Raw genomic sequence first — 22,633 nt, forward strand, 5'->3', positions numbered from 1 at the left:
GCCCCTCCTACCCTGTGAAAAACGTGTCGGCGTCCCGGAGTCGCGGACGCGCGAAGTGCAGCTTTTCCGCATCAGTTCCACAGCAGATGAGCCGACATCTTAACGCCCGATTGACAGCTGCACCCGGCTTTTGGTAGCGCTACCTGCGAAGTCTAAACGGCTTGCCTCGTAGCCCATAGGGCACGAGCCAGGGGAGGGAATGTCTATGAACCGTTCTAGGGTATTGTCCGCGCTCGTTCGCTCGGCGTCGATTGCAACCATCGCGACCTGTTTTGTTAGCGCTAACTCCGCCATGGCGCAGGATTCTCCGCCCGCGGAGAATGAGATCGTCGTGACCGGCGTTCGCGCCTCGCTCGACCGATCGATCGACCTCAAGCGCGAATCGCATGGCGTCGTCGACGGCATTTCGGCCGAAGACATCGGCAAGTTCCCTGACACCAACCTCGCCGAATCACTTCAGCGCATCACCGGCGTTTCGATTGACCGCGTGAACGGTGAAGGGTCCAAGGTTACCGTCCGTGGCTTCGGGCCCGGCTATAACCTCGTCACTCTCAACGGCCGCGCCATCCCGACCGCGAGCATCGCCTCGATCGGCCAAGACCAGAACGGTGACTTCGTCTCGGGCACCACCCGTTCGTTCGACTTCTCGAACGTGGCGACCGAAGGCGTAAGCATGCTCGAGGTCTACAAGACCGCGCGCGCCTCGGTCACCTCGGGTGGCATCGGCGCGACGATCAACATCGTCACCCGCAAGCCGCTGGACGGCGAAGCCGGCTTCAGCGGCTCGATCGGCGCGAAGGCGGTCTATGACTCGACCGACACCGACTACGCCCGTGTCACGCCGGAAGTCTCCGGCTTGCTCAACTGGGTCAGCGACGACGGCAAGTTCGGCATCGGCCTGTTCGGCAGCTGGCAGCGGCGCAACAACTCGGCGCCGTCGGCCTCGGTCAACGACTGGAATATCGTCCGCTATTCGGCGTTCTCCGATCCCTACAACAGCGGCTTCATCCAGTCCGCCATTCGCGTGGATTCCAACGGCGATCCGGTGATCAATCCGGTAACGGGAGAGCCGTTCAAGGATATGACCACCACGGTGACGGGTGCGCCGAGCGGCGACACGCTGGTGGCCATTCCGAACGACATGCGCCTGCACTATTCGGAGTTCAAGCGGGAGCGCATCAACGGCCAGCTAACTCTGCAATTCCAGCCTACGGATGAACTGCAGATCACTGCCGACGGGACGTTCTTCCAGAACCAGTCGGAAGAGCAACGCTCCGACCAGGCAACCTGGCTCAACCGCCCGTTCAGCAACGTGGTGTTTGACAGCGAACCCGTCGCGACCGCCATCTCCATCACGGACGTCATCTCTGGCGCCAAGGACGGCGGTTTCGAGCAGCAGTACCGTGCGATCGAGGATCGGCTCGTTTCGTTCGGCCTCAACCTCCAGTACGAGCCGATGGATAACCTGACCCTCTACCTCGACGGTCACTATTCGAAGGCAAAGTCGCTTCCGAACAATCCGCTCGGTCATTCGTCGACGCTCGTCGCCATTGCCCAGAAGGGTGTTGCCGGCCAGACGCTGCAGGTCATTGACGGCTTCCCGGTCCAGCAGATCACCTTCAACGACAATCCCGCAACCGGCGGCAACGGCAATGCCAATGGCATTCTCGACCTGCCCGACCTGGGCTCGCAGGTCGCGCGTAGCACGACCTCGCGTCAGATACAGGATACGGTCGAAGTCCGCTTCGACGGTGCCTGGGAAATGGGTGATGACGATCGTGTCACCTTCGGCGCGGCCTATCGCGACAACGACATGAACCAGACCCGCACCGACACCTATCAGGCGCTCGGCGACTGGGGCGTGGGTAACATCGGCGACGTCGAACAGTTCGCCCCTGGCGTGGTGTCGGAGTTCTGCCTGCCTTGTAAATTCAACAAGTTCGACCCGCAGGCGACCGGTGCACTGCTGAACTCCTTCCGGGCCGATGCCACCAAGCTCTATACCTTGCTGGGCAACGAGTACCCGAATTTTGGCAGCGTCAACGGCGTGCAGGACAATACGGTGAAGGAACAGATCTGGGCGGCTTACGCTCAGGTCGAAGTCAACACCGAGCTTAGCCACATGCCGATCAACATCGTTGCCGGTGTCCGTTACGAACGCACGAACTCGACCTCGATCTCGCTGGTCACGCCGCCTTCCGAATTGCGCTGGGATGCTGACAACGACTTCACCAAGGTCATCGCCCCAGACAGCGTCAACGTGGAGGCGGATAACGATTACGACCACATCCTGCCGGCACTCGACTTCACGAGCGAGCTCAAGGGCCGTGTGTCGTACGGCAAGACGATTTCCCGTCCGGACTTCGGTTCCTTGTTCTCGGCCGTCGACATCGGTTCGAACAACCCGAACCGTCCGACCTTGCTCGGCGGCGTGCCGTCGGCCCGGTCGGGCAACCCGCTGCTCGTGCCGCTGGTGTCCGACAACTTTGACGTCTCGCTGGAATACTACTTCGCCCCGACCAGCTACGTATCGGCGGGCTTCTTCGATAAGCGCGTGAGCAACTTCGTTGGTACCGGCCAGGAGAACCAGGAACTGTTCGGCCTGCGTGATCCAAGCTCGGGCGCGGCGGGAACGCGGTCGGGTGATGCGGCGGCCTATCTCCGCAGCATTGGCGCCGACCTGTCCGACGTGAACCTGTTTACGATGACGGCCCTGATCGACCAGGTCGGTCTGGCAGGCGCCAGCACGCAGTTCCAGGCTAACTTCGCGAACGGGGCGCTCGACCAGGCTTTCGTCGACCAGGTCCTCAAGGCCTACAACGTTTCGCCAAACGCCGCCGATCCGCTGTTCACCTTCCAGGTGCAGAAGCCGGTCAACAACAAGGAAGGCCACATCTACGGCCTCGAAATCGCCGGTCAGTACTTCCTTGGCACCACGGGCTTCGGCATTTCGGGCGCCTACACGATGGTGAACGGCGATATCGGTTACGACATCCTGGCCGACCCGAGCGCCGACCAGTTCGCCCTGCTCGGCCTGTCCGACACGGCAAACGTCACGCTGATCTACGAAAACTACGGGTTCTCTGCCCGGTTGGCGTACAACTGGCGCGACAAGTACCTGTCGAACAACAGCCGTGGCGGTTCGCGCAACCCGGTGTTCGTGGCCCCGTATGACCAGCTCGACTTCAACCTGAGCTACGATGTGACCCAGAACATCGCGCTCTCGTTCGAGGCGATCAACATCACCGAATCGAGCACGAAGACCTTTGCCCGCACGGAGAACCAGCCGTGGTTCATCACCGAACAGGGCAGGCGTTTCTACTTCGGCGCACGCTACCGGTTCTGATCACTCGGTCACCGGTATGGTGAGGGGGAAGGCCGTGCCCGCAAGGCACGGCCTTTCGCTTTGCTGACGCGTCGAATTCTGCAACACAGTTGATCATCGCCATGAGTACCTCAGTCCGCCTGGATAACGTCGAACATGCCGCCCTCAGGCTCCGCCGGGGTCACGGCTCGCACTTTGGCGAGGCGGTGAACCAGGTCGCGGTCTTCGCCAGCGAGTTCCAGGAGGTGCAGCGCGAATACCCGATCCTCTTCGCGCGGCTGCAGGAAGGTCAGGTCCAGCCTGTCGCCATTCTTGGCTTCGATCGCGAGGAGAACCTGTTTCTCGACGGCACTCGGTGGGACGCCGCCTATATCCCTGCCCTCTATCGCCGCGGCCCGTTCCAGGTCGGCTTCTCGGAGGGGGAAGCGGTGATCAACGTCGACCTTTCCCACCCGCGCATCGCGGCCGAGGGAGAGGATGGCGATCCCGTATTCAAGCCCCACGGTGGCGACGCGCCAGCGCTCAATGCCGCCCTGTCCGCGCTCAGAACGCTAAGCGCCGGCGCGGCGGCCGCCGAAACCATGGCATCGCTCTTCACCGAACTTGGCCTCATCGAAGAGGTTAAGCTGGAAGTACGGCTGAACGCGCATTCCACCATCGATTTCGATGGCTACCTGGCGGTCACGGCGGAGAAGATTGCTGCCCTCGATGGCGAAAGCCTTGCGCGCCTTAACGCCGCCGGATTGTTGGACGTGGCCATTTTCGCCGCTTCATCGCTTGGGACGATGCAGCGGTTGATCGCTCGCAAGCAACGGAAACTCGCGGTCACGGCCTGATATGGGGGACACTACGCTCATCAGCCGCCCTGTGGAGACCCGAGAAGGTCCGCTTCCGCAAGGTGCAGGATGGGACGAGGTGGTCGCTTCCGGGCATCCCATCCTTTTCAAAGGCGCCGCAGCCTCCTGGCCTCTCGTCGAGGCGGGTCTCTCTTCGCCGCAGGAGGCCGCCGGGATGTTGGTTGCGGGTTGGTCCGGCCAGCCCGTCGTCGTCTATCGCGGCGTGCCGGAAATCGAAGGGCGGTTCTCCTACACTCCGCAAGTCGATGGTTTCAATTTCGCCGCCTCGCGCGAACCGCTCGACACTGTGCTGCAAGAGATACTGTCGCTGCGGGGCCAGGCAGAGGCACCCTCGATCTATGTCGGCTCGACCGATCTCGGCATCTACTTCCCCGGCTTGCGGGACAAGATCGCGATAGACCTGGCCGCCATTCATCCGGATCTCGCCAAGTACCCCGGACTGGCCTCGGTATGGCTGGGCAATCGCACGACCGCGACCTGCCATTTCGACTACTCGCACAACATCGCCGTCTGCGCGGTCGGGCACAGGCGCTTCACCCTGTTCCCCCCGCAACAGGCGGCGAATCTCTACCCCGGCCCTCTCGAACCGACCCCGGGTGGCCAGGTCATCTCGATGGTCGACTTCGCCGCGCCGGACCTCGACCGCTTTCCCGGCTTCGCCCGCGCGCTAGAGGCGGCCGTGGTGGCTGAGATGGAGCCGGGGGACGTACTGGTCTATCCGGCGATGTGGTGGCACCACGTCGAGGCGCTGGACGACTTCAACGCGCTGGTGAACTTCTGGTGGAACGCGGTCCCCGCCTACATCGACAGTCCGCAAGTGACGCTGCTTCACGCGCTCCTGTCGCTGCGTGACAGGCCGGCGGACGAAAAGGCCGCCTGGCGCAACTTGTTCGACTATTACGTGTTCGGCGACCCGGACAAGCCTCGGCAGCACTTGCCCGAAGCGGCCCAGGGGCCCCTCGCCCCGATCGATGACACTCTCGCTCGGCGCCTGCGCGCCCTCGTGACCAGAAAGCTGCAACGATGACCGACCGCCCTGCACCACGCCGCGTTGTTGTAGCAGGGGGCGGCACCGCGGGATGGGTCACCGCCACTGCGCTGGCGCGCCAGCTCGGCAGCCTGGTCGAAATCACGCTGGTCGAATCCGAGGAGATCGGCACGATCGGCGTCGGGGAGTCGACCATCCCCACCGCGCGCGCATTCCACGAGTTCCTCAAGATCGACCAGCAGGCTTTCATGCGGGCGAGCCGGGCGACCTTCAAACTGGCGATATCGTTCGAGAACTGGGCCCGCGACGGGGACCGTTACCTGCACAGCTTCGGCACCATGCCGATGCGGACATGGATGGCCGATTTCCAGCACTTCTGGCTCGAGGCGCGCGCTCGCGGTGAGGCTGGGGAGATCGGCCAGTACTACCTGGAGCACGAGGCCGCGCGGCTGCACCGGATGGACCTCAAGGGCGATCCCAAGCTCAACTACGCCTATCACCTCGACGCCAGCCTCTATGCGAAGTTCCTGCGCCGGATCGCGGAGAACGATGGCGTCACCCGGATCGAGGGCAAGATCGCCAATGTCGAACGCGATGGCGAGAGCGGCGACATTGCAGCGCTGGTCCTGGAGGACGGCACCCGCCTGACCGGCGACCTGTTCATCGATTGCACCGGATTTCGCTCGCTGCTGCTCGGCCAGACGCTGGGAACGCCGTTCGAGGATTGGGGAAAATGGCTCCCGACTAACTCTGCCTGGGCCACCCAGAGCGAGGGCGTGGGCGACGCCTACCCTTATACCCGGGCCATCGCCCACGGCGGGGGCTGGCAGTGGCGCATCCCGCTGCAGCATCGCATGGGTGCGGGGTTCGTATACGCCAGCGACCATATGGAGGCCCAGCCGGCGCTCGATCAGTTCCTCGCCACGCTGGAAGGTCGCCCTCTGCGCGATCCTTTCCCGATCCGCTTCCGCACAGGTCGCCACCGCCAGGCCTGGGTCGGCAATTGCGTGGGTATCGGGCTCGCCGGGGGTTTCGTCGAGCCACTGGAATCGACCACGATCCACCTGATCATGATCGGCATCACCCGCCTGCTTCAGCTGTTCCCGTTCAGCCCCGATTGTGCCGCCCAGCGCGAGCGTTTCAACGAGCTGTCGCAGAACGAGATCGAGCGAGTGCGCGACTTCATCATCCTGCACTACCACCTGACCGAGCGCGACGACACGAGCTTCTGGCAGTACATGCGCAACCTCGACGTCCCCGACACCCTGCGCGAACGAATGGAAGCCTTCGCCCAGGGCGCCCAGGCTTGGCAGTCGACCAACGAGATCTTCCGCGTCGATAGCTGGATCCAGGTCCTGCTCGGCCAGCGCATGACACCGCAGGGCTGGAATCGGGTCGGCGCCCTGATGAAGGATGGGCGGCTCAAACAGACGATGGAGGACGCCAGCCGCATGGTCGCAAACCGCGTGGCCACGATGCAGAGCCACCAGCAATTCATCGACAGTTACTGCGCACCTAAGGAAGGATGACGGCGAAACCGGTGTGAGGAAAGTCCCGAGCCCTATCCGGAATTACCCCCATGGATTCTGTCAGGCCGCTTCATAGAGTTTGGGCATGGCCGGAAAGTTCAGGGTTCTGCCGATCCGAAACTGGCTCGCTGGGAGGTCCCTGTTCGGCCTTGCCATCGGGACGCTCCTCTTTGCCGCGTCTCTCACTCCGAGCCTGACTCCGCGCCCACCCCTGCTGCTCGGTGTCCTGGCGGGGCTTGGCCTCGCCGCGGGCTATGTCCTGGGCCTGGCGCTGCGCGGCCTGTGGACTTACCTTGGCTATGCGGTCCAGCCTGCCCATCCCCGCGGCTGGCAGATCATTGTCGGAGTCCTGGCCCTGATCGCAGTGGTCTTCCTCTGGCTCTCGATGGGCTGGCAGAACGACATTCGCACGCTGTTCGGGATGGAGCCCTGGTCGCGTTGGAACTCGATAACGGTGGCCCTGGTGAGCGTGATCACCTTCGGCCTGCTGTTCCTCTGCGGAATGGGTATCAGGATCGTGTTCCGCCGCTCCGCCAAGTGGCTCGACCGGCATTTCCCCCGCAAGGTCACGGTACTGCTCAGCGCGCTCGTGGCAGCCGTCGTTCTGTGGGCGGTCGTGACCGGCATCGTATTCCGGACCGGTCTGCACATGATGGATTCCTCGTTCCGTGAACTCGACGCCCTGATCGAGCGCGAGGCGCCCGCACCGACCTCGACCCTCAAGACCGGAAGCACCGCGTCGTTGATCGCCTGGGACAGCCTGGGCCGCCAGGGCCGCGAGTACATCGCGTCGGGTCCCTCGATCGACGATATCGCGCAATTGACCGGTGGTCCGGCACAGCAACCCATCAGGGTCTACGCCGGCCTCAACTCGGCGGACTCGGTGGACCAGCGGGCCAGGCTCGCCCTCGCCGAGCTCGAGCGCGTCGGCGGCTTCGATAAATCGGTGTTGGTGGTGATCGCCCCGACCGGCACCGGATGGGTCGATGCCGCTGCGATCGACACGCTGGAGTACCTGCACCGGGGTGACGTGGCGAGCGTGGCGATCCAGTACTCCTATCTCGCCAGCTGGCTCTCGCTGCTGGTCGAACCGAACTACGGAAGCGATAGCGCCAGGGCCCTGTTCCGCCAGGTCTATGACCACTGGAAGGCCCTGCCCAAGGAGAGCCGCCCTCGCCTGTATCTTTACGGGCTGAGCCTCGGCGCTCTGAGCTCGGAAAGCTCGATGGACCTGTTCGACGTGATCGAGGATCCTATCCAGGGCGCGGTCTGGGCGGGACCGCCCTTCCCGAGCCCCCTGTGGAACTCGGCGACCCGGAACCGCGAGCCCGGATCGCCAGTCTGGCTGCCGCGCTTCCGCGATGGCTCGATCGTGCGGTTCACCAATCAGGAGAACCAGTTGAACCTGCCCGGCGCCCGCTGGGGACCGATGCGGATCGTCTACCTGCAGTACGGCAGCGATCCGATCACCTTCTTCGAGCCCAGTTCATTCTACCGCGAGCCGGAGTGGATGCGGGGCCAGCGCGCGCCCGACGTCTCGCCCTCGTTCGTGTGGATCCCGGGGGTCACCTTCACGCAACTGGGCGTCGACATGATCACCGGCATGAGCACGCCGCCCGGAACCGGACATGTGTTCGCGGCCGAGCACTACTTGGACGCCTGGGTTGCCGTCACCGAACCCACCGGTTGGACCGAGGATGGGCTTGCCAAGCTGCGCGCCACTCTCAAGACCCGACAGCGGGCCGGCAGTTAGCCGACGATACCCGCGCCGCGCGGATAGAGCGGATCGGCTGAATCGTCGGAGACGCCGGGTTTCTGGGCCTCGACCGCCTCCATCGAACGGGGGAGTTCCATCGGCAGCCGCCCCTTCGCGCTGGCTTTGCCGAGGATGACGTCGAGCACCGCCGCGTCGTCCGCACCGAAGTTGGCAAGGATCACCGCTGCCTTGTCCTGGATGTTGGTGAGGATTGCCGGCCGGTCGAGGAAGATCGCCAGCACGGTCGGCACGCTGGCGCTTGCCCGCTTCAAGGCCTCGAAGGCCGGGTCGCCGTCGCGGAAATCGAGCCTGCCTTCCTTCTGGCGGCTGCCGAAGAAATGATCGGGGTGCAGCATTTCCGAGGCGGTCTCCGCCCTGACGATGGCGAAGTCGGCCAGCTTGGGATCGTCGACAACGGTCAGGCCAGCCGCCTTCGCCGCCTCCGGCGCCATGCCGAAGAGCCAGACCTTTTTCCCGGCAGGCGCTACCGGCAGCAAGGAGCCGCGGTTCTGGAGTAGGACTTGCGCCTCGCGCTGGGTCCGACGCGCCAGCGCTATGTCGTCGGCGACGCCCAGAGTCTGCGCCGCCTGCTCGGGGGCCACGTAGGGATTGTCGAACAGGCCGAGCTGAAACTTGGGCAGCATGATCCGCATCACGCTTTGGTCGAGCCGAGCCTCCGATACCTCGCCCCTGCTCACCGCGTCGATCAAGGGTTGGACCTCGTCCGTCCCGCCGAACTGGTCGAGCCCCGCTTGAAGGCCCTTCACATAGCGCTGGCCAACCGACAGGCCTTCAACGCCCCAGGACGTGGCGATCTCTTGCGGCAGTTGCGGAGCCGAGGGCGTGGGTGCGCTGCAGCCGACGGCGCAGTCGCGGGTGATCGCCCAGTCGGATAGAATGATCCCCTCGAACCCCTCGCGCCCGCGGAGCAGCCCCTCGAGCAGTTGGCGGTTGAAACCCGGCCCGACCGCTTCGAGCGCTTTGCCGTCGAGCGCGACATCGGTCAGGATCGGATAGGCCGGCATGACACCGGCCGCCTTGGCATCGAGCGCACCGCGAAATGCCGCGACGTGCCGTTCCAGCTGACCATCGAGCCGGGCAAAGCGGCCGTAGTAGTTGTGCGCGTCAAACCCCTCGGGCTGCGCGCCGTAGCCGACCCAGTGCTTGACCACGGTCATCACCCCGCCGGGTTGCAGACCGGCACTTCCCCCCTGGAGCCCGGCGACATAGGCTCCGCCGAGTTCACTGACGAGCGCAGGGTCGCTGCCGAAGGTCCCGGTGCCGCGCGGCCAGCGCGGTTCGGTCAGGAGATCGAGCTGCGGCGAAAGCGCCATGTGGATGCCGACGGCTCGATATTCCTTGCGGGCGATGTCGCCGAACTGCCTGACCAGAGCCGGATCGCGCAGCGCCGCAAAACCCAGGAGCTCGGGCCATTGCGTCACTCCGTTGGCGTTCTCCGCCGCGCCCAGGACGTACTGGAAGTGATTGCGCGGATCGGTGCTGATCGTGATCGGGATGCCAAGCCGGGTGGTCTCGGCCAGCTCCTGCACGGTGTTGTTGGCCCGTGCGAGATCGGCCGGGGCGATCGACAGCCGGGTGATGAAGCTGGTCACATGCTTGTCGCGCACCAGCTTTCCGAGCGCTTCGAGATCGTAGCTGTCCGACCGCCCCAGCGTCCCGCCCACGCCCGGGAGCGTCGAGTGCATGAGCGTGCCGACCTTCTCTGCCAGGGTCATCCGCGTCACGATGTCTTCGGCGCGCTGGTGCGGATCGAGGCGCCAATCTTCGAACGGCGAGAGCGTCCCGTCGCCGTCGAGATCGCGGAACGTCCGGCCGTCGATTTCGATCGCAGGCTTCGAGCGCAGGCCTATCTCGGGCTGCGCTGCCGCCGACACGGCGCAGCTTGCGGCCAGAGCCAACCCCAGCGCCGTGCAGGCTTTCGTCCGCAGTGAGTTAGGCGTCATCTTTCCTCTTCCCTCCGGGCTGGCCCTTCGGGAAGCGAACATCTGCGCTGCGCCCGTGGCTGGTTGAGACAACGCTGTCCGAAGTCGTGGAGATTGTAAAGTCGCCGAGCGAACTCGCTCAGCTCTGTCCGGCGGCGGCGCCAGGCGGTGCGCTCGATTCCCTCACGATCAGTCTAAGCGAGAGCTCGGCCCGCGGCTCGGGACCGTCGCGCCCGCTGGCCAGGGCGACGAGATACTCGATAGCTGCGCGGGCCATGGCCCGGATCGGTTGGCGCACAGTCGTCAGCGGTGGCCAGATGAAATTGGCGACCGCGGAATCGTCGAACCCGGTCACCGAAACATCGCGAGGCACCTGCAATCCGAGGCTGGTCGCCGCCACGATTGCGCCAGCCGCCATAAAGTCATTGGCGGCGAATATCGCGGTTGGCCGGTCTGGCCCGCCCAGCAGTTCGCGTCCTGCCGCCAGACCACCGGCGAAGGTGAAATCGCCGGGGTGAAGAATCAACTCGGCCTTGCCCTGAAGAGCCTCGCGGAAGGCCACCAGGCGAACTCCGGCAGCGATGTGGGTTTCCGGTCCGCAGATCATGCCGATGCGGCGATGGCCCAGCGAAACCAGGTGCTCCGCCATCTCCACGGTGCCCTCGTACTCGTGAGTTGAAACAGACGGCGCGCGGCCGACCTCCGTTCCCGGAGCAATGCGGACATACGGCAGGCCCAGGTCCTCGAGCGCATCGAGCAAGGCAAGCCTGTCCGAAGAAGGCGGCGCCAAGACCACTCCATCGAGCGCCACCTTCGACAGTTGCGCGCGTAATTCCCCCGGGAAAGCGGTCGAGCGGAAATCGTAAGGCTCGACGAAGAAGTGATACCCGAACTCGCGGCAGGCGGTCAGCGCACCAGCCTGGAGGTCGACGAGGTACGGCGCGAAATAGGCGTTGGCGTCATCCTCGCGGAAGAATTCCGATTGGTCGACAAGCAGCGCGATCGAATAGCCGCGACGGCCCGCCAGCGAACGGGCGGCTAGACTGGGCTGGTAATTGAGCTCGGCCATCGCCTTGAGCACGCGCTCACGCAGATCGGCCGCCACGCGAGGATGGTCATTCAGCACCCGCGACACGGTCTTGAACGAGACGTCCGCTTTCTTGGCGATATCGATGATGGTTGGACGCCGCTTCTGGGTCGCCATTTGACCGCTCGTTCTCCGTTCCCCCGGGGCTAGCTATGCCAGCAAATCGTCGACCCGGCCAGCACCCTGCCCCATATGGCCAACCCCAATCAAGACAACGTTGTCTCCAGTCCAGGCTGGTGTAAAGAAGGGCGAGCGAGAGAGTATGCCGAGTGGACGGTGACCTCTACGCGAGGGACTGGGGAGAGGGTTGCATGAGAAGAGTTCTGCCGTTCATTGCGCTGGTCGCGGCCACCTGCCTGACGAGCCCGGCCTTTGCCGACGACACCTCGGTCACAATCGAGAGCGGCGCCTTGAAGGGCATGTCCGCTGACGGTGTGCTGAGCTGGAAGGGCATTCCCTTCGCCGCGCCTCCCGTGGGCGATCTGCGGTGGCGCAACCCGCAGCCCGCGGCCCACTGGTCCGGCGAGCGCAAGGCCAGCGCTTACGGCAACGACTGCATGCAGGTCCCCTTCCCGAGCGATGCGGCGCCACTCGGCACCCCACCGGCCGAAGATTGCCTCTACGCGAACGTCTGGCGTCCCGCAGGCGCGAAGGGCAAGCTACCGGTGGTGTTCTGGATTTACGGAGGCGGCTTCGTGAACGGAGGCGCCTCTCCGCCAACCTACTCGGGCGCGGAAATGGCCAAGCAAGGCGTCGTGTTCGTCAGCGCCAACTACCGCGTCGGTCGCTTCGGGACTTTCGCCCACCCGGCGCTAACCCGGGCCAACGAGGATGGCGGACTGCTCGGCAACTACGGCTACATGGACCAGCTCGCCGCGCTGCAGTGGGTCAAGCGCAACATCGCGGCCTTCGGCGGCGATCCCGACAATGTGACGATCATTGGCGAGAGTGCCGGCGGCATGTCGGTCCACACGCTGGTGACGTCCCCCTTGGCGGAAGGCCTGTTTGACAAGGCAGTCGTGATGTCCGGCGGCGATGGGGGCGGCATGGGCGGCGCGACCCTGGCCTCGACCGAGGAGGTCGGCAGCAACTTCGCGCAAAAGTTCGGCATCGCCGCGAACGATCCGCAGGCGCTGGCCAAGCTGCGCGCGCTCAGCGCCGAGCAGGTTACCGACGGGCTCAGCATGATGGCCCTGTTCGCTCCCAATGGCCCGCGGACCTTCGCCAGCCCCTTCGCCGACGGCAAGCTCGCGGTCGATGCGGGCGCAGCCTATCGCTCGGGTCAATTCGCGCATGTGCCGATCATGATCGGCGCGACGAGCGCGGACATCGGGGGCAAGACCGGCCCGATGATCGCGGGCGCGAGGACCATCGAGACGGTGATCGCCGGCAAGGGCGTCCCGGTCTACGCCTACCGCTTCTCCTACGTCGCCGAAAATCCGCCGCCGGCTCCAGCTGGGGCTCCGGCGCAAGAGGGCGCCGGCCACGCCAGCGACATCCCGTTCTTCTTCGACACCCAGGCGATCAAGTACGAGGACCGCACCACGGCGCGCGACAACGCCATGGGCGAGACGATCAGCGCTTACCTCGTGAACTTTGCCAAGACCGGCAATCCCAATGGCGCGGGTCTCCCTGTCTGGCCGACTTACGACCGCTCAAAAGACGAAATCATGGACTTTGCCGCCAACGGCAAAGCGGTTCCCGGGAAGGATCCCTGGGGCGCCGAACTCGACGCCGCTGCCCGCTAAGCCGATCCGGCCCGGAGACCCGATCCATGAAGTCGCTGAAACTCGCGGCCGCCCTGCTGGGCGGCATCGCCGCCCTGACTGCCGCCCCGATCGTCGCCCAGGACCGGGCGGCTGCTGCCCGGCCGTGGATGGACGCCACTCTCTCGCCCCTCGCCTGGCTGGCCAACTACGACACCCGCAAGCCCGGCTGGGTGATTGCACCTGGGAACTACGAGGTCGCGATCGGTACCGATGCCGGGACCATGGCGTTGACGGGCAGCGCGAAGGTCTCGGCTCAGACGCTGAAGCCCTGACGCTTAAGCGTCTCCCCGCGAATAGAGGTTGGTGAGGGTGATTAGCGAGACCTCGCAGACCCTCACCCACCCCGCCTGGCGGCGCTCCTCCCTCTCCCACAGGGAGACCCCTTACCGGGGGCTACCCGATGGCTCACCTATTTGGCACTTTTTACTTGACATCGCCACGCTATTTTGGCACAACCGGTGAACATCGCGATGGTGTGATTCTAGATCACCGCCGCAGGTAGCCCTCTCTTCCAGGACCCCACCATGATCCAGCCGAAAGCCCCTTCCGGCGCGCTCTGCCGCGCGCCCTCGATACTCAGCCTCCGTTCTCGCCATGGCTCAGTTGAAGTTGAACGGAATGCGCAAGCTCGTCCGCAAGTCGGACGCGTCGTCGGTCACGCCCATTTCCACCGTCCAGTTGATCATCGTGCGCTCGTTCAGCCGGTAGCTTACGCCGAACAGGAAGCGCCCGATCTGCAAGTCGCGCGTCCTGGTTTCGATCGGGTCCCCCACTGTCGGGATCCCGTTGCGAACGGTGATCGGTCGCACGATGCTCTCGGTCGAGAAGACCCAGTTGTGAGCATAGGCGAAGCTGATCGAGGTGCGCTCGTTGAGCGCCAGGCCGATGCCGGCGGTCGCATTGGGTCCGGAGCCGGGCGTGACGTGGTCGATCTGTGCGTCGCTGATGCGCGTGTTCACGTCCTTGCCCCGGTTATAGTTCCAGCCGAGCACGCCGAACAGAGTGGCCGGATCGGTAGGGGTCAGGACGGTGACGCTGGGCTGGACACTCCAGAATCCGAAGCCGGTCGCGGACTCGGTCGCGTTACCGAGGGCATCGCGCGGGACTTCGAACGGACTCGTACCTGTCGGCGCGACCACGCTGATATTGGCGGTCAGGAACGGCCAGCCGCCCGTGCCATTGGTCAATTGATAGCGCGCCATGAGTTCGACGTCGCCGAGCCCCTTGCCCTTCGCAGAGGTGTTGATCGTCCCCGCCCCGGACTGAGGCGGGTTCTGGACGAGCGGGATCAGGACCGCCGCGTCCTCACGATAGATCCACGGAACCTTGGCGCCGATCTCGAACCGGCTGGTCACGCCAAAGCGTCCGACGATGGCGGCGCTGAGCACGTCCTGGCGGCTCTCGTTGATGTCGAACACGCCCACCAGCACCGACTGCGGGATTTCGATGCCACGAAAGACGAAGCGGTTCCGGTCCACGCGCGCGTATTCGAACGTCGGCTCGATCGTGATCCTTCCCGCGCGCGTCAGCACGCTGCCCTGGTCGGCGAGGACCGCGACTTCCTGGATCGGCCGCTCGGTTGGGGCCTCCCCCACGCTCGAAACGCTATCGTCGGCTTGTTGGGCAGACGGTGCCGAGGCTGCAGGGGGTGGTGGTGACGGCGTCGGCGCGGCCTGCGCCAGCCGCGTGCCTTGCACGCCGGCAGCACGCATCTTGTCGAGCAGGGCCTCTTCCAGCAGGAGCAGGCGCTGTTCCTGCGCATCGAGGGCTTCACGCTGGTCCTGAAGTGCGCGGCGCTCGGTTGCGATCTGTTCCTGGAGCTTGGCCAATTCGGACGCCTCGGGTGAGGCTTCGGATGCCGGCGCGGCGGCCTGCGCTAGCGCCGGCAGGGGTATTATGGCGATCAGCAACGACGTGCCGGTTAGCAACCCTCTCATCGACGTCTCCCCGGCGACCGGGTCGGATCAACGAATGCTACGGCCCACTATATCGGCTGCAACCGATTCCCAACGGAGCATCGCGTTACCAACCGGTACCGCCGAATTCTTCAGATCGATATTTAAGGTGACTACAGTATCTATCGATCTGTCATTAGCTGTGTTGGCAATGAGAGTGCCAGTGAAGTTACCGATAATATGACGTAATTCAAGGGAATTACCGCTTAGTGCTACTATTGATCCTGTTTCGTCCTTTGCGAGCTGCACCAAACCCGCCGGCGTCTGAACCGCCGGGCCATTGGGGGTAAGGGTAACCTGTTCCTGTCCCGCCCCGGCTTCGGCGGGCGCGGCGGGACCGTCAACGACACGCACCACTCCGACACCAGGCACCACGGTGGATGGGCCCTCGCCGCCCGCTGTCGCAGGCGCGCCGCCGGTCCCGGTGAACACCACGGGCAGCCCCGAATTGGCGGTATTGAGCACTGTGCGTAGCGCGAGCGTGCCGTTCACGAGCGTCTGGATGTCGATGCCCACGGCGACATCCATTCCGTTGGGAAGGAGGAAACCGCCCCGCATCCGGTCGAGCTCCCCATCGGCAACGCGCGCCTGGGCCGGGAACGGCGAGGTTTCCGCGTGCAGTGCGGGCGACAGGCCCGGAGCTGTCGAGCCGAGGAGCAATCCTGCCCAGAGCCAAGACCGATTGAAGCGGCATGCAAACACGGCAGCCTCCTACATCTCAACCGGATAGGGCGGCGCACGGGTCAGCCAGAGCGCCTGCACGCTGGCCGGTTCCATAAGCATCGTCGCCCGGCTGCGCGCGACCAGGTTCCATTCCGCTTCGCGACCGAAACTGCTCTTGCCGCGCTCGGGCGCGTCGGAAAGGGCGAAGAGAATGCCGTTCCACATGGAGGCAAATTGCGCTTCGTCGATGCGGCGGATGCCGAGCGAAGGGTCGCCAACCAGGACCTGACCGTTCTCCACGCCCTTGATCACGACGAAATGCTTGTATCCCCTCATGTCGATCAGCGCGATGCCGGGGATGCCCGTTCTCTCGATATCGGCCAGGGTCACCACATAGCCGTCGGCCTTGATGCCCCGCGCGTTCAGGTAGCGCTTCATGTCGAGCAGCGAAAAGCCGAGCCGCCTGATCTGCGCGCGGTCGCCCTCTTTCCACATGCCTACAAAGATCGTCTGCTCGTTCTGGAGGTCGCCGTAATGGTAGCGCAACAGGGTCGCGAGCGCGGCCGATCCGCAGCTGAAATCGTATTGCTGCCGGACGACGGTAAGGTACCGGCGCTCGACCATGCTCTTGGTCGGCAAGGCATAGTCGCCGGTGGCCAGGCTGAGAGTGCTGCCGGTCGGCCGCACGGGTTTATCGGCACAAGCTGTCAGCATCAGGCTAACCGCCAGAAGGCAGGCGGCCCTAGGGTTGGATGGCGACATTTACGTTCATCGCCGAATTGATCGAAACGTTGTTGCCGGTGTTGGCATTGACCATCGCCAGACCGTTGAAGCCACCGAAGGAAGCGCCGTCGATCGCAATGGTTCCGGTCACCGGGTCGCCGTTGATGATGTTGCCCGATACGGTGCTGGTGTTCCTGACGTTGATGTTCTGCTCGATGACGTTGAGGTCAGCCATCCCGTTGATTTCGGCCAGCCGAGCATCGTCCGCGACGGGAGCGGTCGCAAAGGGTTTGGCGAGCACAACAGCGAGTTCGCTGGTGATCTCGGCGTTGGTGATCGCCTGTGCCGGAGCGGCCGTTGGGTCAGCCAGCACGCTTGCGGGCTCGGCGACCGGATCAGGCTCGTCGGCTGCAAGCGCCGGTCCAATTGAAAACAGGCCGGCGATCAGCGTCCCGGCCACGAGCAAATGGGAGCGGGTCACGGGCGTGTCCCTCCTTCGCATGTGAGGCGAAAAAGAACCGGCCGCCACGAAGGCGGCCGGTCTTTCCGATGCCTATTGCCCAACAGTGAACGTGCCGATGTTCGCACCCACGTTGATGCTGGCGTTCTGCGAAGCGAACACGCCCGTGTTGATGTTCATAGCATTCAGGCCGGCGAAGTTCGAGAACGCGCCGTTGTCGAATTCGACGTCCCAGGACATGACCGGCGAACCACCCGCGCCGCCATCTCCGCTTGCGCCGCCAGTGCCACCGGCTCCAGCGGTTGCGCCGTTGTCGGCGGCGCCGCCCGAACCGTCACCACCGCTGCCGGCGTTGCCACCGCTCGCGGGCTGCCAGAAATAGACCTCGCCGCCTGTCACCGAGCCGGCCAGCGTCGAAGCCGTGGTCAGCGTGGTGTAGGTGGTCGTGGCGGTTCCGCCATTGTTGGCCGAGCCGACGCCGCTGGCGTCACTGTTATTGCTTTCGTCATGTGCATCGACCGCCACGGCAAAGTTCGCGGTACCGCCGTTGTTGGCGGAGCCGAGGCCGCTGGAATCGCTGTTATTGCTATTGTCGCTGTTGTCGCTCTCGTCATGAGCGTCGACGGCGAAGTTCGAGGTGCCGCCATTATTGGCGGAAGCAAGGCCACTTGAATCGCTGTTGTTGCTCTCGTCATGGGCATCAACCGCGAAGTTCGAGGTGCCACCGTTGTTCGCGGAGGCGAGGCCACTTGAATCGCTGCTATTGCTGCTGTCGCTTGCATCGAGATCAGTCGTGACGGCCGAGGTACCACCGTTGTTGGCCGAACCGAGACCGCTGGAGTCGCTGTTGTTGCTGTTATCGCTGTTGTCGCTGTTATCGCTTGCGTCGAGATCGGTCGTTACGGCGGAGGTACCGCCATTATTGGCCGAGCCGAGGCCCGAGGAATCGCTCGCGTTGGAGTTATCCGTGGTCGTGTCGACAGAGCTGTCGGTCGCCGTCGCGGTGGCGCCGTTGTCTGCGGCTGCCCAGGCCCCGCCCACGTCGGCGGTTTGAGCCAGCGCCGTTCCCGAGGCGAGTGCGACTGCACCGATCGAGGCGGTCAATAGCAAGAGATGTCTCATGTTGGGATCCTTTGCGGTTTGAAACAAGGCACTCGGCGACACCCTCGCCCGTTCCGATGTCGCAGCACTGCAATTCTAACCCCTTCCGATTGCGCCACTTAGCCCCAGACAGGTGCCCGCTCTGCCCTCAAGCGGGAAGAATCATCACCCCCATTTGAGGGGGGAGCGACGCCGAAGCCCTGATCCGGATCACACCGCCCAGGATAACCCGCACGAGGTCGGCTTGGCGGTGCGTATCGGTCTTCGCGAAGATCTGCTTGAGGTAAGCACGCGCGGTCTGTGTCTGGATCCGCATGTCGCGCGCCGCGGCGTCGATAGTCAGCCCGCCGACAAGCTTGATAACGAGCCCGGCCTCGGTCGCGGTCAGTCCGTAGGCGCGGCACAGGGCCATCGCGAGCGGGCCCGTGTCCACATCGGGATCGAGCACATAGAGAGCCGTGGCCGCGCCGCCATTGCCGGGCTCCGTTTCGGCCAGCCGCGACAACACGGCTACCAGCGGACGGGCATTGGTTCGATGCATCAGCATCAGCGAGGAGTCGACTTCGCAGGTCGTCCCCTCTTCATGATGCGAAAGGTGGTGAATCGCGCTTTGCAGACGCACCGCATTGTCGAAATCGGTCGCCGTGACCGACTGGCCCGCGCGTCGTAGGCCTTCGCCAAGGTCGAGCAATTGTCGGGCCCGGCTATTGGCGAAGATGATGTTGCCCTCCGGATCGAGCAGGAAGGTGCCGAAGTCGAACAGGTCGAGCGTCTGGGCCATGACGTCGGCTCGACCCCGATCGTGCTTCGACTGCCACAAGAGCCGCAGATGGGCCTCTACCCAGGCGCGGATCTCCTGCGCGGCCAACACCCGCATCGAATAGGGCTCGGGGTCTATGCGGCAGACCGACAAGGCCAGGAAGCACGAAGGCTCAACCTGACAGGCGAAGGTGAAACGGCCGCCACCCCTTGCCGGCTCGGGCAGATATTCCTTCTCGATGTCGAACGGAGCGCACAAGGGTGCCGTGGATTCAGGCAGCCAATGATCGAACGCCGCGCTTCGGTGGATCGAGTGCGCGATCCCCTGCGCCAGAGCATCGCCCATATTGAAGACAGCCAGCACGTGGGGGTGGTCGCTCTGCGCCTTGTGTTGGCTCAGGACGGCCATCGGGCAGCCGAGATGATGTGTGGCCAATTGGAACAGGCTGTCCGCGGCCATATGGTCGGAACACGCCGTCGAGGCTCGCACCACGACTCCTCTCCTTCTGACTTAACGTGTCCGCTCCTCCCCGCGGCCGAAAGTCAGGCGCTCGATATTTGATCGGGCGAAAAGGTAAAACAGGCAATACCCGCCACAGGGGGCAGCTATAATGGGTATACCCCTGATCCATTCAGGACATAACCCGACATCTATACTTAGATATTGACGGGTAATAATCACCATCAATTCCAACGATCCAGAAATATTTTGAGTTACATTAAGTCACTTTTGACACATAGTTCCTACATCTATATCTTTTGAATTTCAATAGCTTGCGCGCGAAGCCACCGCAGGCCCCGCCCGCCAGAAGTCTGATAACGAGGATATTTGCCCGGCGATTGGGGTGCGACGCCAGCCCTTCACGAGCGCGCGCAGGGGCCTCGGACGTATCAAATGCCGGGCAAACCCTCTGCACAATCGCGAAGACCGCGACTGTGCGCCAAGACCTCTCAGGCTTCACCTGCGCCTTCGATCTCGCCCGGATACCGACGCGATGACCGGCTCATAGGGGCGACGGAATACCGAAGCTAAACCGGAAGTCCCACGTAGTTTTCGGCGATGCTGGTTTGGGCAGCCTTGCTCGAAGCAATGTAGTCGAGCTCGGCAACTTGCATCGCGCGCTCGAACGGACCGTCTTCGGGGAAGCGGTGCATCAGCCGGGTCAGCGACCAGCTGAACCGCTCGGCTTTCCACACTCGGGCGAGCGCCTTGTCGGAATAGCCCGCGATGGCATCGGCCTCATAACCCTTGAAGAACGCTCTCAGCGCCTCGGCCGCGTAATGCACGTCGCTCGCCGCAAGGTTGAGGCCCTTGGCTCCCGTGGGCGGCACGATGTGGGCGGCATCGCCGCACAGCAACAGAGAGCCGGCGCGCATCGGAGCAAACACATAGCTGCGAAGCGGCGCGATCGATTTCTCGAGCGAAGGTCCGCGCGTGATGTTGGCAGCGGCCTCGGGCCCCAGGCGGATCGACAACTCGTCCCAGATGCGCTCGTCGGGCCAATCCTCGACTTTCTCGGTGAGCGGCACGTCGATGTAGTAGCGGCTGCGCGTCTCGCTCCGCATCGAGGCAAGCGCGAACCCGCGTTCGTGATTGGCGTAGATCAGCTCGTGGTTGCAGGGCGGGACGTCTGCGAGGATGCCGAGCCAGCCGAACGGATACTCGCGGTGGTACTCGGCGCCACGCGAAAGGATCGACTGACGGCTCGGCCCGTGGAACCCGTCGCACCCGACGATGAAGCGAGCATCGATGCGCTGTTCCCCGCCGTCCTTGCCGAACGTCACGTAAGGGGCATCGCTATCGATGTCATGCACCGCGGCATCGGTTGCCCCGTAGATGACCTCCAGCCCGCGCTCCTCGGTTGCGGCCATGAGATCGCGGGTGAGTTCGGTCTGGCCATAGACGACCACGTGCTTGCCGGTCAGGGCGGCGATGTCGATACGGATCAACCGCTCTCCGTTGGCAAGATTGAAGCCATCGTGTGGCAACCCTTCCGCCTTGAGCCGAGCGTCGAGCCCGAGGCGCTCCATCAGCGAGACGGTGATCTGCTCCAGCACGCCGGCCCTGATCCGGCCGAGCACGTAGTCACCCGTCTGCCGCTCGAGCACGATGCACTCGATCCCTTCGGCGCGAAGCAGGTGGCCAAGAAGAAGGCCGGCCGGACCGGCGCCGATGATGCAAACTTGAGTCTTCATGAGTTTCCGCGATTACAAAAGGGGACTGCCAGTCCTTTACCGGACCGACCGATCTCTTCCTTGCGCTCGATCAAGTGATCGGTCCGGCCGAAATCAGATCGGATAATGGCCCGGTTCGGTCTCGAAAGTGATCCAGCGCAGTTCGGTAAATGCGTCGATCCCTGCCTTGCCGCCGAACCGGCCATGGCCCGAGGCCTTAACTCCGCCAAACGGCATCTGCGGCTCGTCCGACACCGTTGAGGCGTTGATGTGGCAGATGCCCGAATGGATCTGCCGTGCGACCCGGATGCCGCGCGCGGTGTCGCGGGTGAACACCGCCGAAGACAGGCCATACTCGGTGTCGTTCGCAAGTTCGATCGCGTGCGCTTCGTCGCGGGCGCGGATGATGCCGACGACCGGGCCGAAGCTTTCGTCGCGAAACAACTTCATGTCCGGCGTCACCTTGTCGACCAGGTGCGCGGGCATCAGCACGTTCTGGGTCGTCTCGCCCCCAGTGAGGAGTGCGGCGCCCTTGCCCACCGCTTCCTCGATGAGCGAATAGCAGTGCTCCACGGTCTTGCGGTCGACCACGGCGCCGAGCGGTGTCTTGCCTTCTCGCGGATCGCCGACCGGCATGGTCTCGACCTTGGCCTTGAACTTGGCGGCGAATTCATCAGCCACCGCCTCGACCACGATGATCCGTTCGGTCGACATGCAAATCTGGCCCTGGTTCATGTACGCCCCGAAGGCTGCCGCCTTCACCGCCTCGTCGAGGTCGGCGTCATCGAGCACGAGCATCGGAGCTTTGCCACCGAGTTCGAGCAGGACGGGCTTAAGGTGTTCGGCCGCCCGCTTCGCGATGATCCGCCCGACCGCCGTCGAACCGGTGAAATTGATCCGCCGCACTTCAGGCGCATCGATCAGGGCGCCGACCACTTCGCCCGCATCGGCCGGGGCGTTGGTGACGACATTGACCACGCCGTCCGGGAATCCCGCTTCGGCAAAGGACTCGATGATCAGAGCGTGGGTGCGAGGGCAGGTCTCGGAGGCCTTGAGAATCACAGAATTGCCGCAGGCGAGCGGCACCGCAATGGCGCGTACGCCGAGGATGATCGGGGCGTTCCAAGGGGCAATGCCCAGGATCACGCCGACCGGCTCGCGCAGCGCCATCGCCACGGTACCGGGATGGTCGGAGGGAATGACCTCTCCCTGGATCTGCGTGGTGATCGCGGCGGCTTCACGGATCATGCCGGCGGCGAGCATGAGGTTGAACATGGCCCAGCCCGCGGTGGCGCCGATCTCGCCCATCATCGCGGCGACGAAATCGTCCTTGCGCGCTTCAAGCGCCGCGGCGGCCTTCATCAGGACGGCGCGGCGGGCATTCGGCCCCTGCTGCGACCAGGCGACGAACCCTTGCTGTGCGCGGGCAGCGATCGCCGGTATGTCGGCGGCCTTCATCGCCTCCGCGCTCGAAGCGATGTCTCCCGTCATCGGGTTGATGCGTTCGAACTTCATAGGTCCTCTCCAGTCTAGGGTGGACTCA

General features: G+C 64.2%; 17 protein-coding genes. 7 read left to right on the plus strand and 10 right to left on the minus strand.

Going from position 1 to position 22,633, the window contains the following annotated elements; genetic code table 11:
• The first annotated feature begins 292 nt into the window (after positions 1 to 292).
• The 5 genes from KK137_RS08915 (at position 293) to KK137_RS08935 (ending at position 8,452) form a co-directional block, all read left to right on the plus strand.
• Positions 293 to 3,346, plus strand: a complete 3,054-nt coding sequence (locus KK137_RS08915) for a TonB-dependent receptor (RefSeq protein WP_250893632.1) — start codon at positions 293 to 295, stop codon at positions 3,344 to 3,346.
• Between the two features lie 101 nt (positions 3,347 to 3,447).
• Positions 3,448 to 4,161 (plus strand): SapC family protein, encoded by a 714-nt coding sequence (locus KK137_RS08920; protein ID WP_214535808.1) that lies wholly within the window; start codon positions 3,448 to 3,450, stop codon positions 4,159 to 4,161.
• Between the two features lies 1 nt (position 4,162).
• Positions 4,163 to 5,209 carry a cupin-like domain-containing protein gene (locus KK137_RS08925; RefSeq protein WP_214535810.1) on the plus strand — a complete coding sequence of 349 codons (1,047 nt, stop codon included), beginning with the start codon at positions 4,163 to 4,165 and terminating at the stop codon, positions 5,207 to 5,209.
• Complete coding sequence (locus tag KK137_RS08930) at positions 5,206 to 6,699, plus strand: tryptophan halogenase family protein (RefSeq protein ID WP_214535812.1); 1,494 nt, start codon at positions 5,206 to 5,208, stop codon at positions 6,697 to 6,699. The genes KK137_RS08925 and KK137_RS08930 overlap by 4 nt, the downstream gene beginning before the upstream one ends.
• 85 nt (positions 6,700 to 6,784) lie before the next feature.
• Entirely contained in the window at positions 6,785 to 8,452 is a 1,668-nt protein-coding gene (locus tag KK137_RS08935) for an alpha/beta hydrolase (protein ID WP_214535814.1), read from the plus strand.
• Here the strand turns inward: KK137_RS08935 and KK137_RS08940 are convergent.
• On the minus strand, positions 8,449 to 10,419 hold the full coding sequence (locus KK137_RS08940; protein WP_214535819.1) for a glycoside hydrolase family 3 protein: 1,971 nt from the start codon (positions 10,417 to 10,419) through the stop codon (positions 8,449 to 8,451). The two genes, KK137_RS08935 and KK137_RS08940, sit on opposite strands and share 4 nt — an antisense overlap.
• 118 nt (positions 10,420 to 10,537) lie before the next feature.
• Positions 10,538 to 11,602, minus strand: a complete 1,065-nt coding sequence (locus KK137_RS08945) for a LacI family DNA-binding transcriptional regulator (protein ID WP_214535821.1) — start codon at positions 11,600 to 11,602, stop codon at positions 10,538 to 10,540.
• Between the two features lie 194 nt (positions 11,603 to 11,796).
• Between KK137_RS08945 and KK137_RS08950 the strand changes: the two genes are divergently transcribed.
• Together KK137_RS08950 and KK137_RS08955 are read left to right on the plus strand one after the other, a co-directional pair.
• Positions 11,797 to 13,233: a carboxylesterase/lipase family protein gene (locus tag KK137_RS08950; protein ID WP_214535823.1), complete on the plus strand. Its 1,437-nt coding sequence runs from the start codon at positions 11,797 to 11,799 to the stop codon at positions 13,231 to 13,233.
• 26 nt (positions 13,234 to 13,259) lie between these two features.
• Positions 13,260 to 13,526 carry a hypothetical protein gene (locus KK137_RS08955; protein WP_214535825.1) on the plus strand — a complete coding sequence of 89 codons (267 nt, stop codon included), beginning with the start codon at positions 13,260 to 13,262 and terminating at the stop codon, positions 13,524 to 13,526.
• Positions 13,527 to 13,853: 327 nt separating this feature from the next.
• Here the strand turns inward: KK137_RS08955 and KK137_RS16580 are convergent, their stop codons facing one another.
• From KK137_RS16580 to KK137_RS08995, 8 genes are all read right to left on the minus strand, one after another.
• On the minus strand, positions 13,854 to 15,191 hold the full coding sequence (locus tag KK137_RS16580) for a transporter family protein (protein ID WP_250893633.1): 1,338 nt from the start codon (positions 15,189 to 15,191) through the stop codon (positions 13,854 to 13,856).
• Between the two features lie 27 nt (positions 15,192 to 15,218).
• Positions 15,219 to 15,911 (minus strand): hypothetical protein, encoded by a 693-nt coding sequence (locus tag KK137_RS08965; protein ID WP_214535826.1) that lies wholly within the window; start codon positions 15,909 to 15,911, stop codon positions 15,219 to 15,221.
• Between the two features lie 9 nt (positions 15,912 to 15,920).
• Complete coding sequence (locus KK137_RS08970; protein WP_250893634.1) at positions 15,921 to 16,634, minus strand: C39 family peptidase; 714 nt, start codon at positions 16,632 to 16,634, stop codon at positions 15,921 to 15,923.
• A complete protein-coding gene (locus tag KK137_RS08975; protein WP_214535828.1) occupies positions 16,615 to 17,076 on the minus strand; it encodes a hypothetical protein in 462 nt (153 codons plus the stop codon). The genes KK137_RS08970 and KK137_RS08975 overlap by 20 nt, the downstream gene beginning before the upstream one ends.
• Positions 17,077 to 17,148: 72 nt before the next feature.
• Entirely contained in the window at positions 17,149 to 18,177 is a 1,029-nt protein-coding gene (locus KK137_RS08980) for a hypothetical protein (protein WP_214535830.1), read from the minus strand.
• 127 nt (positions 18,178 to 18,304) lie between these two features.
• A complete protein-coding gene (locus tag KK137_RS08985) occupies positions 18,305 to 19,408 on the minus strand; it encodes a helix-turn-helix transcriptional regulator (protein WP_214535837.1) in 1,104 nt (367 codons plus the stop codon).
• Between the two features lie 536 nt (positions 19,409 to 19,944).
• Positions 19,945 to 21,111, minus strand: a complete 1,167-nt coding sequence (gene pobA / locus KK137_RS08990) for a 4-hydroxybenzoate 3-monooxygenase (protein ID WP_214535839.1) — start codon at positions 21,109 to 21,111, stop codon at positions 19,945 to 19,947.
• A 93-nt stretch (positions 21,112 to 21,204) separates the two neighbouring features.
• Positions 21,205 to 22,605 (minus strand): aldehyde dehydrogenase, encoded by a 1,401-nt coding sequence (locus KK137_RS08995; protein WP_214535841.1) that lies wholly within the window; start codon positions 22,603 to 22,605, stop codon positions 21,205 to 21,207.
• Between the last annotated feature and the right edge of the window lie 28 nt (positions 22,606 to 22,633).

It is taken from the genome of Croceibacterium selenioxidans (assembly GCF_018599195.1).
In the GTDB taxonomy this organism is placed as follows: Bacteria; Pseudomonadota; Alphaproteobacteria; order Sphingomonadales; family Sphingomonadaceae; genus Croceibacterium_A; species Croceibacterium_A selenioxidans.